This is a genomic window from Sphingomonas sp. Leaf34 (assembly GCF_001421805.1).
GTDB lineage: Bacteria > Pseudomonadota > Alphaproteobacteria > Sphingomonadales > Sphingomonadaceae > Sphingomonas.
The window spans coordinates 191441-205190 of sequence record NZ_LMLC01000002.1; the positions used below are offsets into that span (position 1 = coordinate 191441).

Genomic DNA, 13750 nt, shown 5'->3' on the forward strand with positions numbered 1-13750 from the left:
CTGGCGCCTATAGTGGTGCAGGCATGACGCCGATCATCGGCAACACCGCTGCGCAGGCGGCCTTTCTGGCCGCCATGCGCGGCGGGTCGCTGCATCACGCATGGCTGATCGCTGGGCCGCAGGGCGTCGGCAAGGCGAGTTTCGCGCGCGCCGTGGCGATGCGGATGCTGGCGGATGCGGCCGAACCCGATGACGGGTCTGCCGGGTGGGAGGTTCCGGAAGGAAACCGGACGCGGTCGCTGATGGAGGCCGGGTCGCATCCCGACTTCCGCATACTCGCGCGATTGCCGAAAGATCCGGAAAAGCCCGATCAGGATCTAGCGCGCAGTATCACGATCGCGCAGGTGCGTACGCTGCAACCGCTGTTCGCAACCACGCCGTCGATGAGTCCGCGGCGCGTGGTCGTCATCGACGCGATCGACGATCTGGAGCGGGGCGGTGCCAATGCGCTACTCAAGAATCTCGAAGAGCCGCCCGCGGGGACGATCTTCCTGCTCGTCAGCCACGCGCCGGGGCGGTTGCTGCCAACGATCCGTTCGCGCTGTCGTCTGCTGCGGTTCGAGGCGCTCACCGACGGCGATGTCGCGACCGCGATCCGGACGCTGCAGCCCGACGCTGGCGAGGACGAGGTCGCCGCGCTGGTCCGCGCGAGCGACGGCGCGCCCGGCCGCGCGCTGCGCTATGCCGGGCTCGACATCGCCGCGATCGACGATGCCATCGCCGCGATCGCACAGGACGGCGACCGCGATAACGGACGCCGGTTGAAGCTCGCCAAGGCGCTGGGGCTCAAGGCGGCGCAACCGCGCTACGAGGCATTTCTCGACCGCGCGCCCGCGTTTATCGCCGACGCGGCACGGACCCGGTCGGGGCCGGCGCTGCGCGCCGCGCTCGATGCGCACGCCGCTGCGCGCGAGCTGGCGGGGGCTGCGATCGGCCTGTCGCTCGACGCGCAGGCGACCGTGTTCGAGATGGCGGGGATCGTCGCGACATTACGCCAGTGAGCGCCTGCACAGGCTTCACCTGATCGGGCCGATGCTCTAGGAGCGCGGCATGGCCGACCCTTTCTATATCACCACCGCAATCCACTATCCCAACGGCCGTCCGCATATCGGCCACGCGTACGAGATGGTCGCCGCGGATGCGATCGCGCGCTTCCAGCGTCAGGCCGGGTGCGACGTGCTGTTCCAGACCGGCACCGACGAGCATGGCCTCAAGATGGTCCAGACCGCGCGCGAGCGCGATATCACGGTGCGCGACCTTGCTAACGAAATGTCGTCCTATTTCCATGAGATGGCGGATCGTCTTGGCATCTCGTACGACCGTTTCATCCGCACCGTCGACGAGGATCACTACGCCGCGAGCGCCGCGATCTGGCAGGCGATGGCGGACGCCGGCGACCTGTATCTTGATCGGTACGAAGGCTGGTATTCGGTCCGCGACGAGGCGTTCTACGACGAATCCGAACTGACCGGGGAGGGCGATGATCGCCGCTCGCCGCAGGGTACGCCTGTCGAATGGACCGCCGAGGAGACCTGGTTCTTCCGCCTGTCGAAATATCAGCAGCCGTTGCTCGACCTCTTCGCCGCCAACCCCGATTTCATCCGCCCCGAGAGCCGTCGCAACGAGGTGATGCGCTTCGTCGAGGGCGGGCTGAAGGATCTGTCGGTCTCACGCACCAGCTTCGACTGGGGCGTGCCGGTGCCCGGCAGCCCGGGACACGTCATGTATGTCTGGGTCGATGCGCTCACCAACTATCTGACCGGGATCGGTTATCCCAACATGACCGGCGACAAGGCGAAATACTGGCCGGCGGATATCCATCTGATCGGCAAGGACATCGTCCGCTTTCACGCGGTCTACTGGCCGGCGTTCCTGCTGTCGGCAGGGATTCCCTTGCCGAAAAGCGTGTTCGGCCATGGCTTCCTGCTGACGCGTGGCGAGAAGATGTCGAAATCGGTCGGTAACGTCGTCGACCCGATGGCGCTGGCGGATGCGTTCGGCGTCGACGCGCTGCGCTATTTCTTCCTCCGCGAGGTCAGCTTCGGCCAGGACGGCAGCTATTCGCCCGAGGCGATCGTGATGCGGGTAAATGCCGAGCTGGCGAACAGCTTCGGCAACCTCGCGCAGCGGACGTTGTCGTTTATCGCCAAGAACCTGAGCGGTGAGTTTCCCACGGCTGGTGATGCTCAGGACGCCGACGGGATGCTGATCGAAGAGGTCGTCGTCGCCTGCGCCGGGTTGAAGTCGGGCTTCACCGATCTCGCGCTGTCGCAAGGCATCGAGGCGTGGATGCGCGGCGTGTTCGCGTGCAACCAGTATATCGACGCGCAGGCCCCCTGGGCGTTGCGCAAGACCGATCCCGAGCGGATGCACGCGGTGCTCCGCACGCTGGTTCGCGCGATCCGCATGCTGGCGATCGCGATCCTGCCGGTCGTGCCCGAGTCCGCGGGCAAGGTCCTCGATCAGATCGGCGCGACCGAGCGCGACCATGCGGCGATCGACGATGACGGCTGGTACGACCGGACTGCGGCATCGGGCTTCCGGATCGCCCCCCCATCGCCCGTATTTCCCCGTCTCGAAATGCCCGCGGAGGCCTGATGCTCGCCGACAGCCACTGCCATCTGAACTACAAGGGCCTTGTCGAGGACCAGCAGGCGGTACTCGAGCGCGCCCGGGCGCGTGGTGTGACCGCGATGCTCAACATCTCGACGCGCGAGAGCGAGTGGGACGATATCGTCGCGACCGCCGAACGTGAGCCAGACGTCTGGGCGACGATCGGCATCCACCCGAACGAGGCCGACACCTATCCCGACGTCGACGCGGCCAAACTGATCGCGCGCGCACGACATCCGCGCGTGGTCGGTCTCGGCGAGAGTGGCCTCGACTATTTCCGCGATACCTCGGACCGCGCACGCCAGCAGGCAAGCTTCCGTGCGCACATCGCGGCGTCGCGCGAGACCGGGTTGCCGATCGTCGTCCACACGCGCGATGCCGAGGACGATACCGCGGCGATCATGGCCGAAGAAATGGGGAAGGGGGCCTATCCCGGCGTCATCCACTGCTTCACGGCGAGTGGAGCTTTCGCCAACAAGGCGTTGGATATGGGGCTTTATATCTCGATATCGGGGATCGTGACGTTCAAGAACGCGCGCGACCTCCAGGAGACCGCGGCGCGCCTGCCGATCAACCGCCTGCTGATCGAGACCGATGCGCCGTTCCTCGCGCCGGTACCGCATCGTGGCAAGACGGGCGAACCTGGCTTCGTCGCCGACACCGCCAAGTTTCTCGCCGACCTGCGCGGGGAGAATGTCGAGGATTTGTCGCGTCGTACCGCGGAGAACTTCCACACGCTGTTCGCCAAGACGAGGGTGTCCGGGGCGGTCGTATGAAGATCACGATTCTCGGCTCCGGCACATCCTCCGGCGTGCCGAGGATCGGCAATGATTGGGGCGACTGCGACCCGGGCGAGCCGCGCAACCGTCGCACGCGCGCCTCCGCGCTGGTCGAGCATGACGGCACGCGGATCCTGATCGACACCAGCCCTGACATGCGCGAGCAGTTGCTCGCGGCGGATATCGACCGGGTCGATGCGGTGATCTGGACGCACGACCATGCCGATCATTGCCACGGCATCGACGATCTGCGGCAACTATATCACGCAACGGGAACGCCGGTGCGTGGGTACGCGCGCCCCGCGACGCTGGCGGCGCTGGACGCGCGTTTCGCCTATGCCTTTAACGGCCGGGCAGGGTATCCGCCAACGATCGCCGGGGTGCCCTTGCCCGATCGACTAACGATTGGCGGGATCGATATTCGTGTCACCGACCAGCCGCATGGCAACACGCAGGCAGCCGGACTGCGGTTCGAGGCGGATGGCCGTTCAATCGGATACGCGACCGATTTCAACATGATGACCGATGATATGGCTATTCTGTATGAAGGCTTGGACGTCTGGGTCGTCGATGCGTTGCGCCGGCGACCGCATCCGACCCATATGGAATTGCCGGCCGTCCTCGCCTGGGTCGATCGCCTGGCGCCCAAACGCGCCGCGCTGATCCACATGGACCAGAGCATGGACTATGCCTCTCTCTGCGCAGAGCTGCCGGCGCGGGTCGAACCCGGTTATGACGGACTGGTGCTCACCGCCTGAGGCTTGACGGTGAGCCCCAGCGGTGCGTCAGAAACCCTTTTTCAGCGAGACGAAGAACTGCCGTGGTGCGCCAGCGAGCAGCGTCTGGTTGTCACCGCTGGCGGTGAAGCCGTTCGAGCCGATCGTCGCAATATATTTCTTATCGGTCAGGTTGGTGACGCTGCCCTCGATCGCGACGCCGTGCAGTGCGCCTTCGCCGTCGAACCGGTAGCCGATGCTGGCGTCGACCAGCACGCGGCTCGGCACCGACTGGTCGTTGCGATAGGTGAAGTAGCGCTTGCTCATGTAATCCGCCCCGACCCGGCCGGTGAAGCCGGACTGTTCGAGCACGATCTCACCCTTGACCATGTGCTTGGGCGTATCGACCACGGTGTCGCCCTTGCGGACCTGGACCGATCCGGAGGCGTCGGTGACCGTGTCCTGATATTCGGCGTTGGTGTAGGAATAGCTAGCGAACAGCGAAAATGGCCGGAACACGCGGTAGTTGGCCGAGACTTCGGCGCCGTAGGTCCGCACGCTGCCGGCATTGTTGAGCGTCGGCGCATTGCCGAGGATGCCGACGCCGTTCGCGAAGGCGAGCAGTCGGTTCGAGAAGTCGACATAATAACCGACCGCCGAGGCCTGGAACGGCCCGCTATGCAGGCGTACGCCGCCCTCCGCGGTCTTCGAACGCTCGGGTTTTAGGCGGCCGCGAACCGCGTTGAAGCCGGCCTGGGTCGCCGCGAACGGCCCGGTCGTTGCCGACGAGACGAAGGCGCGCATGTTCTCGGTATAGTCCGCAAAGATTTCCGCTGCGGGAGTCAGCTTGAACAGGATGCCCGCCTGTGGCTGGAACCAGTCCTTTGCTGAGATGCGGCCGACGGATAGCGGCGCGGTCGTATCGGGCAGCATCGTCGCACTGTTGACGACATACGCCCCCTTCCACCCGGCGTTGACGATCAGCCGATCACCCGCCAGCTTCAGCGTATCCTCGACATGATACTGCATCGTGTCAGTGCCGTACTTGCCGTCCCACTGCGTTGCATAGGCGTTCTTCTGGAACTCCAGCACGTCGCGGTTGGGCGCGGCGCCGTCGGTCATCCCGTAGAAGCGACGTGCCTGCGTGAAGGTGTTGGTTTCGAGCCAGCCACCCACCTCGAAGGTGTTCGCGCCCGTCTCATAGGCGATGTTGCTGAGCGCACCACCGCGCTTGATGCTATATTCGGTCGTCCGGAAGCCAAGCGGGCTCGCTGCCGTGATCGCACTGCCATCCTGGTCCAGCGCCCCTACCGGCGTCGGCGAATAGGGCGTGATCCATGACCCCTGGCCCTTGTTGTCATGATAATAGCCGGTCGTGACCATGGTCAATTCGGGCGTGAGGTTGGCGTTCAGCGTGACCCCGCCAAGATAGTCGCGGCGCACGCCACCGGCATCGAAATACGCATCGTCGACCGTACCGAACCCCGTTGGAAAGGTCGTGCCGATGCCCGCCCACGGTGCGGCGAAACCGACCGACGAGCCGTTGTTGGCCCTGGTGTAGGTCGCCAGCGCGCCCTGATTCTGGTAGGTCTTCGCGATCTGCAGTGCGAGCGGATAATTGTTGGCGATATTGTCGTTGCGCAGCCCGCGACGACGGATGATGTCGTAGCTGAGATCCTGGTAGTCCTGCTCGCGACGATCGGAGAAATTGAGGAAAGCCGACAGGCTGCCGAACGCACCAAGGTCCTTGACGATCTTCCCGTTCGCCTGATGCTGACGCTGGACGCCGTCGCCCTTCCATTTGTCGGTCGTCAGGTAGCCATAGCTGAGATAGCCCTTGAGGCCGCCGCCGAGATCGCCGCTGTCGAGCCGGGCATAGCCGCGATAGGTATTGTCCGAACCATAGGTGCCGCCGCCGGTGACGTTCGCGGTGTCGCGCGGCTTGTCGCTGAAGAACTGGATCGTGCCGCCGAGATTGCTGGTCGAGGCGGTGCCGAGGGCGCCGGCGCCCTGCGCGACTTCGGTACGGGCGACGTTCTCGGAGATGATCGCGCGGCTGATGTGGAGGCCGTTGACGTTGCCATAGCTCATGTCGCCGAGCGGGACGCCGTCGAGCGTGAAGCCGAGCTGGTTCTGGTTGAACCCGCGCAACGAAATGCGGACCGCCCATTCATAGGCGCCGAACGGATCGGACGCCTGGAAATTGACGCCGGGTAGCTTCTCGATCGCCTTTAACGGGCTGGAACCGGGGGTGAGCCGTGCGAGATCGACCGCGCTGACGCTCTGCACCTGACGGCTCTGGCCGAAGCCAAGCACGACGATGTCAGCAGGGCTATCCGGCGACGCATCGGCGCCACCGCCTGGCAAAGGCTGGTCCGCCTGCGCGACCGAAGCAGACGTGTCCGGGGCGGTCTGTGCGACGGCGGGTGCGGCGATCGCGAGCACGGCGACACTGGCGAAAAGGCCGGATAGACGGTTCATGTTGGTCCCCCGCGCTGCCATGACGCAACGCTCTCAGAGCCCCATCGGCGCGCCAGGTTACCAGGCAGCGACGTTTCAATGACGGTTCGATGTCGATCAGTTAATTCCGGGCCGGTCCCTTTCGCCAGGCGGATTTGGCGGCTCCGGCGTGTCCGTTCCGCAACACCGGACATGGCGCCAGCAAAGCTGCACGCCTTGAGGCAGGTCGGCTCTGGACCGGCACGGAACCGATCGCGTCGGCGACGCTTTGCATTGGTCAATACCGCATGGGCCCGACGACGCACAGTCGCGGAAGTTTCGACGGGGCATCACGGGGGCGGATCATCACATGGGAACGAACGCGCAATGGCTCAAACGATCGCCGACATCATGGCACTCACGCTGGCCGACGCCGGTGTAAAGCGAATCTGGGGCGTCACCGGTGATAGCCTCAACGGTTTGAACGAGACGCTGCGAAAGATGGGTCGCATCGACTGGATGATGAGCCGCCACGAGGAAGTCGCGGCGTTTGCGGCAGGCGCTGAAGCGTCGCTGACCGGCGAACTCGCGGTATGCGCAGGCAGTTGCGGCCCGGGCAATCTGCATCTCATCAACGGTCTGTTCGACTGTCATCGGAACCATGTCCCGGTGCTGGCTATCGCCGCACATATCCCGTCGTCCGAGATCGGCCTTGGGTATTTCCAAGAGACGCATCCGCAAGAACTGTTCCGCGAATGCAGCCACTTCGTCGAGCTTGTTACCAACCCGGCACAGATGCCGGAGGTGATGCACCGGGCGATGCGCGCTGCCATCGGCAAACGTGGTGTTGCGGTGATCGTGGTGCCCGGCGACGTCGCGCTGCTCGATGCGCCGAAGGGAGCGACCGGGATGTTCCCTCGGCTGAATGCGCCGCGGATCGTACCGAATGCTGACGATATCGACACGCTGGTAACCTTGCTCGACGAGGCCAGAACGGTCACGATCCTGGCCGGCGCGGGCTGTGCAGGACAGCATGATGCCGTCGTAGCGCTGGCGGACACGCTCGGCGCGCCGGTGGTCCACGCGCTGCGCGGCAAGGAGCATGTCGAGTGGGACAACCCGTTCGACGTCGGCATGACCGGTCTGATCGGCTTTGCATCGGGTTATCAGGCGATGGAAAACGGCGAGCTACTGCTGATGCTCGGCACGGACTTTCCGTATCGCAACTTCTATCCGAAGGGCGCAAAGATCGTCCAGGTCGACCGTGATCCATCGCAACTCGGGAAACGCGCGGCGCTCACGCTCGGCATCGTCGGCGATGTCGGGGAGACGCTCGCGGCGGTACTGCCTCGGCTGACGCGAAGGACCGATCGCAAATTTATCGATGCGGCGCGCAGCCATTATGCCAGCGCCCGCAAGGGCCTCGACGACCTCGCGACGCCGTCAAAGCCGGGGCGCCCGATCCATCCGCAGTATCTGGCAAAGGTCTTGAGCGATGTGGCCGCGGACGATGCGGTCATCTCCGCCGATGTCGGCACGCCGACCGCCTGGGCGTGTCGCTACATCACCGTCAACGGCAGACGCAGGCTGCTTTTCTCGGCCAATCATGGATCGATGGCGAACGCACTGCCGCAGGCGATCGGCGCACAGGCAGCGTATCCCGCGCGTCAGGTCATCTCGCTATCGGGCGATGGGGGGTTCGCGATGTCGATGGGTGACCTGTTGACGTTGAAACAGCTCAACCTCCCGGTGAAGATCGTGATCGTCGATAACGGCGAACTTGGGTTCGTCGCGCTCGAACAGAAGGCCGGCGGGTTTCTCGACGTGAACGTGAAGTTGGAGAATCCGGATTTCGCGATGATCGCGCAGGCCTCTGGTATCCTGGGTATCAATGTCACCGAGTCCGCGGATCTCGAGGAATCGCTGCGACGGGCTTTCGCGCATGACGGACCGGCGCTGGTTTCGGTGAAGACCGCATCTTATGAACTGCTGATGCCGCCGTCGATCAAGGCCGAGCAAGCGAAAGGCTTCAGCCTGTATATGGCAAAGGCGATCCTCAACGGTCGCGGCGACGAGGTGATCGAACTCGCGCGGACCAATTTACGGTAGGTGGTGCGGCGACTGCACAGAGCCAGCGGGGAAGGTGGGGAAGGTCGTCGACCCTCCCCAGTCTTGCTTACTCTTCGTTGCCGAGCGTCTTCTTGGCAGCGTCGAGCGCGGCCTTCCCGCTCTTGCGGACAGTCTTGCCCACGGCGTCCCCAGCCTTCTCGACCGTGCTGCCGGCCTTGCGACCCAGACCGATCGACTTCGCCATCGCGCGTCGCGCTTCGGAATAGTTCGCGGCGACCATCGGATAGTCTGCCTTGAGGTTGAACCGCTCGCGATACTGCTCGGGCGTCAGTCCGTTAGTGGTGAGGTGGCGGCGTAGCGTCTTGTACTTCTTGCCGTCCAGCATCGAGATGATGTGATCGGGCGACGCGAGCGATTTGCGCGCCGTGACGGCAGGCTCATAGCTCTGCGCCGGTGCCGTCTCTGCATCGCTGTCCTCGCCGTTGGTCAGCTTGACCACGGCGGCATGCATCGAGAGCAGAAACGCCGGGACGTCGTCGGCCGACGTGCGAGTGTTCGGGTTTGCGAGCCAGGCTGCGGTCAGTTCCGCGGCCAGTTCCACGGCATTCATTGTATCGGTCACACTCAGTCCTTGTCTCTACGGCCCCCCGGCGGGGGGGTGACTACAACGTGCGCATCGAAATGAAAACCCGCGAAGAGATGACATCTTTGACAATATTCTTCTTGCATAAGTGCGCGTTAGTCTGTCGGCCGATCACTGTGTCAGGCGTTCGATACACCATCAACGCTGACCAGATCCGCTGTTATGGCGACGCCGATTATACGCACGCGCTTATGAACATGATCGACCGGTACGCGTGCCAATTGAAGTTGGTATCTGCCCCCATCATCGCGCTGCAATACGAACGCACCGTCCTCACGGATCAGCGTTCCGGTTTCATCGATTGGCGTGGGTGTGATGGTCATTAAGCGGTAACGCATGACATGCTGACAAGATCACCGGACATGGACGGGGTGATCAGCTAGGGAATACGGATGTCGCTCCCCATCCTCTACAGCTTTCGCCGCTGCCCCTATGCGATGCGCGCGCGCCTCGCGCTGCTCGCGAACGGGCTGTCGGTCGAATTGCGTGAGGTCTCACTGCGGGCGAAGCCGGCGGCAATGGTCGCGGTTTCGCCCAAAGCGACGGTGCCGGTATTCATCCTGCCCAACTGCCGAGTGATCGATCAGAGCCTCGACATCATGCGCTGGGCGTATGCGCAGCGTGGCAACGTCGAGACCCTGGACGCTTCGGCCGAAGCTTTGATCGCAACCAATGATACCGCGTTCAAGCATCATCTCGATCGCTATAAATATGCCGAGCGGTATCCCGAGGACGCGATAGAACACCGCGATGCGGCGACCGCGATCCTGGAACAGCTCGAGACATGGTATGCCGGGCAAGGCGTCTCAATCGACGGTCGGCCGAGTTTCACCGATATCGCGATCCTGCCGTTCGTCCGGCAGTTCGCAGCAACCGATAGTGGCTATTTCGAACAGTTGGCGCTCGCGAACCTGCAACGCCGCCTAGCTGCGTTTGTCGGGTCGCGACTGTTTGCGCAGGCGATGGTCCGCCTCGTACCTTGGCAGCTTGGTGACCGGCCTAGTGTGTTCGGCGCCGGACACACGCACTCGGGGCTGGCGGAAGAGGTGGGATTCGAACCCACGGAGGGCTTACACCCTCGCTGGTTTTCAAGACCAGTTCCTTAAACCACTCGGACACTCTTCCAAGCCAGTCGGTGAGCGCATCTAGGCGGTGCGCGGCATGATCGCAACACCTGCCGTCGGCGGTCCTGAATGGGGAACCCGCCGAACCATTTGCATGCGGACCGCGCCCGCGGCAAAGCGCGCGAATGCACCTAGACTCGATCTCGCAGCATTTCTTCGGGACGACCGATATTGATACGCTCGATCCCCACGCGCTCGAAGTCGGGCGGGACCGGGTGTCGCTGGCGTTCGGGACCGAGCGGGAGCCCGGGCGTCGATTTGCGCTATGGGCGGTGCTGCGAGCGACCGGCGAAGCGCCGGCACCAGCGGTTGCGTTCGAGAATGCGCACGAGCGGCGAGCCGCGGAGGCCTATGCACACCTCATGGGATTCTCGGGCCGGTCTTAGAAAGCGTGATCAGGCGGCGCGGCGCTGTTGAAGAGCGCGGTCGATCCGACAGATCAGGTCGGAGATTGATGGCCGGTCGAACTCGGTCGGCATCAGGTCCAACCGAGTCGGCGCGATGCGCATCCGGTTACCGACCAGCGTGAAGACATCCTGTTGACGTGCCATCGATCCACATCCCTTGCGATGCCGATCATCATGCCCGCGAACCGTTAACCAAAGATTGGCGACCGCGTGAAAAACCTGAGTTGTGCACCGGGGTGACGTCTTTTGCGTCGAGCGCCGAGGGAGAAAGTGTTCGCTGGGCGCGTTGAGGCGGCACTGTTCCCAAGCGAAAGACCAGCTATGCACAACGACCTGACGGGCCAGGCCGCGATCGTCACCGGCGCAAGTTCGGGTCTTGGCCGCGCCTCCGCCATCGCCTTTGCCAATGCGGGTGCGAAGGTTGCGGTCAACTACAATAGCAGCGCCAACAAAGCGCGCGAGGTGGTCGAGGCGATCGAACACGCAGGCGGCGAGGCGTTCGCCTGCGAGGCGGATACGTCGGACGAGGCGGCGGTATTGAAGCTCTTCGACGAGACGACCGAGCGCTTCGGCGGCGTCGACATTGTGTTCGCCAATGCCGGCATGCAAAAGGACGCAGCGTTTGCCGACCTGACACTGGAGGACTGGAAGCGCGTCATCGACGTCAACCTGACGGGGCAGTTCCTCGTCGCGCGCGAAGCCGTGCGCCGGTTCCGTAAGCAGGGTGACCGCGGCATCAGCCGATCGATCGGAAAGATCCTGTTCATGAGTTCGGTGCACGAGGTTATCCCCTGGGCAGGCCATGCCAACTATGCGGCATCGAAGGGTGGCAGCGGGATGCTCATGCGGACGCTTGCGCAGGAGGTTGCCGGAGACCGCATCCGCGTGAACGGCATCGCCCCTGGCGCGATCGCGACCGAGATCAATGCCGACGCGACCGCAGATCAGGACAAGCTGCTCGAGCTGATCCCATATGGCCGCATCGGCGACCCGGAGGACGTGGCGCGCGCTGCGCTGTTCCTCGTCTCGGACGCGGCGGATTATATCGTCGGATCGACGCTGACGATCGATGGCGGCATGTCGCTCTATCCCGGCTTTCGTGACAATGGCTGAGCGGGTGGTGGAGCCCCGGATCTTGATCGCGGATCACGGCGCGATCGGCAACCTGGAGACGATCGCGCTGATCGATACGGCGGGAACGATCGACTATCTCTGCTGGCCTTGTCTCGACAGCGCGTCGGTCTTCGCGCGCCTGCTCGACGGCAAGAAAGGCGGGCACTTCGCGGTCGAGCCCGACCTCTCCGATGCGAACATCGTCCAGATGTATCTACCGGAGACCAACATCTTGCTCACCCGCTGGATGGCAAACGCGGCCAGCGTCGACCTGGTCGATCTGATGCCGGTTGGGGACTCGGCGGATGACACACCATCGCGCGTGATCCGCCGACTGACCTGCACGCGCGGATCAGCCAGGATCCATGTCAGATGCGCGCCGCGGTTCGACTATGGCGTCGTGGGCCGGACGGCGTCGGTCACCGCGAATGGCGAGAACGTCTCGCGTGGCCGGTTCGATCATGAGAGCGGATTGGCGTTGGCGCTCCACGGCCCGGGTACGCTCGTCGCCGACGGCTACGACCTCACCGCCGACATATATCTCAACGAAGGTGACACCGTTTCGCTGGTCTTGAGCAATCCTGACGACGTCTCGCTTGACACCGCTGCGCTTGATGCCGTCGTCGAGAAGGACATTGCCTATTGGCGCACGTGGAGCCGCAAGTCGCTCTATCGGGGGCGCTGGCGCGAAACCGTTGAGCGTTCCGCGATGGCACTCAAATTGCTCACTTCTCGCAAGCATGGTTCGATCGCCGCAGCGGCTACATTCGGTCTGCCTGAAGCGCCTGGTGGTGTCCGTAATTGGGATTACCGGGCGACGTGGATCCGCGACTCGTCGTTCACTGTCTACGCCTTGCTGCGGCTGGGCTATCAGGGTGAGGCCGTCGGCTTCCTTCACTGGGCGATGGACCGCGCGCAGGCCTGTTCGCAGGGCCATATTGGGGTGATGTACGCACTCGACGGCGGCGAGATCGCGGATGAACGCAAGCTCGACCTAGCGGGTTTCGAGGTTGCGTCACCGATCGTCGTGGGCAACGAGGCGAAGGATCAGACGCAACATGACATCTATGGCGCGCTGCTCGACGCGACCTATCTCGGCAGCAAGTATGGCGAGCCGATCGCGCACGATTCCTGGGTCGCGATCTCTCGGATCGTCGATCAGATTTGCAAGACGTGGGCGACGCCGGATTCAGGCATCTGGGAAGTCCGCGGACCGAAGAAGCATTATCTTCATTCGCGGTTGATGAGTTGGGTTGCAGTCGATCGCGCTGTGCGGCTGGCGCAGAAGCGCTCGTTGCCCGGGCCGCTGGTACGCTGGTCGGAAGTTCGGACCGCGATCCATGACGATATCTGGGCCAATTTCTGGAACGACGACCTCGGCCGTTTCGTCCGCGCGCTTGGCGATGCACCCGAGGACAAGGCAGTCGATGGCGCGTTGCTGATGATGCCACTGGTCCGCTTCATCGGCGCGACCGATCCGAAGTGGCTCGCGACACTGAAGGCGATCGGCGATGACCTATCTGATGACGGGCAGGTCTATCGGTATCGGATCGACGACGGCTTGCCGGGGCAGGAGGGGACGTTCGTCGCCTGTTCGTTCTGGTATGTCGAATGCCTCGCGCGGGCGGGGCGGCTCGACGAGGCGCGGCTGAACTTCGAAAAGCTGCTCGCGCACGCCAACCATGTCGGTCTCTTCGCCGAGGAGATCGCACAGGACGGCAGCTTCCTCGGCAATTTCCCGCAAGGCTTCAGCCACCTCGCGCTGATCAGCGCCGCCTTCTACCTCGATCGCGCGCTCGACCGCGACGGTCCGCGGGAATGGGCATGATTTTCATCACCACCGAAA

Annotated in this window: 12 protein-coding genes, 1 tRNA gene and 1 pseudogene; 9 read left to right on the forward strand and 5 right to left on the reverse strand. The window is 63.8% G+C overall.

Features of this window, described 5'->3' with window-relative positions:
* The first annotated feature begins 23 nt into the window (after positions 1–23).
* The 4 genes from ASF00_RS06235 to ASF00_RS06250 are packed head-to-tail and all read left to right on the forward strand — an operon-like array spanning position 24 to position 4150.
* Positions 24–1001, forward strand: coding sequence for an AAA family ATPase (locus ASF00_RS06235; protein WP_055875885.1), 978 nt, complete (start codon positions 24–26; stop codon positions 999–1001).
* Between the two features lie 49 nt (positions 1002–1050).
* Positions 1051–2598 (forward strand): methionine--tRNA ligase, encoded by a 1548-nt coding sequence (metG, locus tag ASF00_RS06240; RefSeq protein ID WP_055875887.1) that lies wholly within the window; start codon positions 1051–1053, stop codon positions 2596–2598.
* Positions 2598–3389, forward strand: coding sequence for a TatD family hydrolase (locus ASF00_RS06245; RefSeq protein ID WP_055875890.1), 792 nt, complete (start codon positions 2598–2600; stop codon positions 3387–3389). Before metG ends, ASF00_RS06245 begins: the two co-directional genes overlap by 1 nt.
* On the forward strand, positions 3386–4150 hold the full coding sequence (locus ASF00_RS06250; protein ID WP_055875893.1) for an MBL fold metallo-hydrolase: 765 nt from the start codon (positions 3386–3388) through the stop codon (positions 4148–4150). The genes ASF00_RS06245 and ASF00_RS06250 overlap by 4 nt, the downstream gene beginning before the upstream one ends.
* 27 nt (positions 4151–4177) lie before the next feature.
* On the opposite strand, the gene ASF00_RS06255 is transcribed toward ASF00_RS06250, so the two are convergent.
* On the reverse strand, positions 4178–6589 hold the full coding sequence (locus ASF00_RS06255; RefSeq protein WP_200910485.1) for a TonB-dependent receptor: 2412 nt from the start codon (positions 6587–6589) through the stop codon (positions 4178–4180).
* 345 nt (positions 6590–6934) lie between these two features.
* Between ASF00_RS06255 and poxB the strand changes: the two genes are divergently transcribed.
* Entirely contained in the window at positions 6935–8656 is a 1722-nt protein-coding gene (poxB, locus tag ASF00_RS06260) for a ubiquinone-dependent pyruvate dehydrogenase (protein ID WP_055875896.1), read from the forward strand.
* 67 nt (positions 8657–8723) lie between these two features.
* Here poxB and ASF00_RS06265 read toward each other — a convergent pair whose 3' ends face one another.
* Positions 8724–9227: a MucR family transcriptional regulator gene (locus tag ASF00_RS06265; protein ID WP_055875899.1), complete on the reverse strand. Its 504-nt coding sequence runs from the start codon at positions 9225–9227 to the stop codon at positions 8724–8726.
* Between the two features lie 152 nt (positions 9228–9379).
* Positions 9380–9583 carry a DUF5818 domain-containing protein gene (locus tag ASF00_RS17870; protein WP_082463257.1) on the reverse strand — a complete coding sequence of 68 codons (204 nt, stop codon included), beginning with the start codon at positions 9581–9583 and terminating at the stop codon, positions 9380–9382.
* Positions 9584–9652: 69 nt separating this feature from the next.
* On the opposite strand from ASF00_RS17870, the pseudogene ASF00_RS19215 reads away from it, so the two are divergent.
* Positions 9653–9874, forward strand: a pseudogene (locus ASF00_RS19215) (glutathione S-transferase N-terminal domain-containing protein); the annotation flags it as partial.
* A 421-nt stretch (positions 9875–10295) separates the two neighbouring features.
* On the opposite strand, the gene ASF00_RS06280 reads toward ASF00_RS19215, so the two are convergent.
* Positions 10296–10385: transfer RNA gene (locus ASF00_RS06280), tRNA-Ser, on the reverse strand.
* Positions 10386–10509: 124 nt separating this feature from the next.
* Here ASF00_RS06280 and ASF00_RS06285 point away from each other — a divergent pair.
* Entirely contained in the window at positions 10510–10770 is a 261-nt protein-coding gene (locus ASF00_RS06285; protein ID WP_055875904.1) for a hypothetical protein, read from the forward strand.
* A gap of 9 nt (positions 10771–10779) precedes the next feature.
* On the opposite strand, the gene ASF00_RS18315 is transcribed toward ASF00_RS06285, so the two are convergent.
* Positions 10780–10935, reverse strand: coding sequence for a hypothetical protein (locus tag ASF00_RS18315; protein WP_156348206.1), 156 nt, complete (start codon positions 10933–10935; stop codon positions 10780–10782).
* Between the two features lie 177 nt (positions 10936–11112).
* Here ASF00_RS18315 and ASF00_RS06290 point away from each other — a divergent pair, with 177 nt between their 5' ends.
* Together ASF00_RS06290 and ASF00_RS06295 are read left to right on the forward strand one after the other, a co-directional pair.
* On the forward strand, positions 11113–11904 hold the full coding sequence (locus ASF00_RS06290; RefSeq protein WP_055875907.1) for a glucose 1-dehydrogenase: 792 nt from the start codon (positions 11113–11115) through the stop codon (positions 11902–11904).
* On the forward strand, positions 11897–13732 hold the full coding sequence (locus tag ASF00_RS06295; RefSeq protein WP_055875910.1) for a glycoside hydrolase family 15 protein: 1836 nt from the start codon (positions 11897–11899) through the stop codon (positions 13730–13732). Before ASF00_RS06290 ends, ASF00_RS06295 begins: the two co-directional genes overlap by 8 nt.
* Positions 13733–13750 lie beyond the last annotated feature (18 nt).